The sequence below is a fragment of the Segatella salivae DSM 15606 genome, assembly GCF_000185845.1.
GTDB classification, from domain to species: domain Bacteria; phylum Bacteroidota; class Bacteroidia; order Bacteroidales; family Bacteroidaceae; genus Prevotella; species Prevotella salivae.
In genome coordinates this window covers 1-1,760 of sequence record NZ_GL629661.1, presented here as the reverse complement: position 1 = coordinate 1,760, position 1,760 = coordinate 1, and the positions used below count along the sequence as shown (strand labels likewise).

The window sequence follows — 1,760 nt, the reverse complement described above, 5'->3', positions numbered from 1 at the left end:
CTATCTCAAGTATCGTCATGATGGGTTTGAAACCTTTTTAGATGCTTATGTGTACTCTTCGGTCTACGCAAAAGACGCATATCTCGGAGATGAAATCAATGGAACAGACCATATTTTGCTTGAACAGAACATACGAATTAAAGAACGTACCAACGGACTTTATGGAAAATGGGGGGCCAGTTACGACTTTGACAGCGACAATTCTATAGGTGGCAGTTACACGTTGACACGTGAATTCTATGACAAAGGCTATTCGCTTGGGGCCACACAAGACGTCATAAAGAACGGTAATCTGATAGGCCATATCGACCAAGACTATACATCTCATGGGCTCGAAGGACCCAATCATGAAGCCAATGCCTATTATTTGGGAAAGTTGGGTAACATGAAAATAGACCTCAACTTGACGGCGTTGTGGAAAAAAGATGCTGGAAGAAAGCAGAGCAAAGAGGTCAGTTCACAGCTACAAAGCCAAACCGTCACAACACATAATGAGCAAAAGAATCATCTTTGGGCAGGCAAACTAATCCTCTCTTACCCTTTATGGAAGGGCACATTAAACGTGGGAACAGAGTTTACAAGCACTTATTCGTTCGGCCAATATAGCAATGATGGTGGGGTGGTTAGCAATAGTTTGACCGAAGTGAAAGAGCGAAACACGGCGGGATTTGCCGAATATGAGTTTGCTTTTGGTAACTTTTCAGCCAATGCCGGCTTGCGTTATGAGCACGTAAAGTCTAATTATTATGAAGCTGGTATCTATCAATCAGGTCCCAGTAGGCGTTATGCCGATTGGTTTCCTTCGTTATCTTTGGCCTGGCAGAAAGGCAAATGGGGAGTTCAAGGCAGTTATGTTTGTAAGATAGCTCGCCCAAGTTATAACTGGCTTCGTAATGAAATGCAGTATGATAACCGTTATTTTTATGAAGGAGGAAACCCTTATTTGCGTCCTGAAAGAGTGCAAAGCGTAAGCCTTTCTGGTAGTTATTCGTGGCTGAATGCCGAGGTTGGATATGAATATACCAAGGATAAGATGCTCTGGACAGCTACACTTTACAACGGACAGGATATTGGAGTAAGTAGTAATTCCAATTTCGATAGCCATCAATATCTTTATGCTTCGCTCACCGCTTCGCCCAAATTTGGGTGGTATCAGCCTACGTATGAGTTGAACTTTGGCTGTCAGCATTTTGAAACAAAAGATTATTCATTAGATAAAAACATGAATAAGCCGACGGTTTCTTTCTCTCTTCGCAATCGTTTTTCATTGCCTCATGACTTCAATGTGTATGTAAATTTGAATCATAACTTTAGTAGTTATTACGGCGTTAACTTAGTAAAACCGAACACTAACCTTAGTTTGCAACTGATAAAGCAGTTCTGTCATAAGACGTGGACCGTCAACTTGTATGTCAACGACTTGTTGAAGACTAATTCCTCACATACATACACCTACGGAAATCATATCAATCTATATATATCAGGCTATGAATTTTCGCGTCGTTTAAGCCTCACTGTGACCTATAACTTTAACGCTTCACAAAGCAAATATAAAGGAAAAGGTGCCGGAGCAGGGGAGAAAGGCCGTATGTAATGGGTTTTGTTGGCCAATGAGCTGCAAGTATCAGTAAGGCAGAAAGCTTGAAAAATAGGCTTGAAATGGTTCATCTTTATGGTTAAAAAAACAAATTTTTCTATTATATATTAGGTATATTCATTAATTATGAGTAATTTTGCGTTCCGTAATTTGTGCGAATAAT

General features: G+C 40.3%; 1 protein-coding gene. It reads left to right on the top strand.

Annotation, left to right across the window (positions count from 1 at the left end):
* Window positions 1–1,594 (top strand): outer membrane beta-barrel family protein (locus HMPREF9420_RS12695; protein ID WP_007136145.1); only part of this gene is annotated, 1,594 nt, incomplete at its 5' end.
* Window positions 1,595–1,760: the final 166 nt, after the last annotated feature.